This window comes from Bradyrhizobium sp. NBAIM08 (assembly GCF_020193935.1).
In the GTDB taxonomy this organism is placed as follows: domain Bacteria; phylum Pseudomonadota; class Alphaproteobacteria; order Rhizobiales; family Xanthobacteraceae; genus Bradyrhizobium; species Bradyrhizobium yuanmingense.
This window is the reverse complement of record NZ_JADYVR010000919.1, coordinates 1-406: the sequence shown is the minus strand read 5'-3', so window position 1 is coordinate 406 and position 406 is coordinate 1. Positions and strand designations below refer to the sequence as shown.

The following is a 406-nucleotide window of genomic DNA, read 5'->3' as shown; positions in this document are numbered from 1 at the left end:
AACCGGCGCTGCGCCATTTGCTTCTGCTGTACGTTGCCTGGCAACGGCTTCCAATGTTGTTATTACGTCCTCACCTGAACCTTTACCATCCCAGCCTCTACGACCTGCTGCGCCTACATCAACACCGCTAACGGTTGCAAGGGCTTTAATGCGCCGTTCACTCATTGCTGCTTTTACTGTTGCTCCACTCCCTGCACAAATACCTAAACCACCAATGTTATTTGCATCAACATAAGGAAGGGCAACGAGATAGTCTACTGCACTGTAAATGTCCCCAACACGGTTTATAGGGTTATCGAGAAAACGAGGTAATCCCTCACTTGCTCCCTGGTGCGAAGCATCAAAGGCAAGAGTTACAAAACCATTTTCTGCAAGTTGTTGTGCATACAAACCTGCTGTTTGTTCC

Annotated in this window: 1 protein-coding gene; it reads right to left on the bottom strand. The window is 48.0% G+C overall.

Features of this window, described 5'->3' with window-relative positions:
* Positions 1-406 (bottom strand): alpha/beta hydrolase (locus tag I6F37_RS42720; RefSeq protein ID WP_225154786.1); only part of this gene is annotated, 406 nt, incomplete at both ends.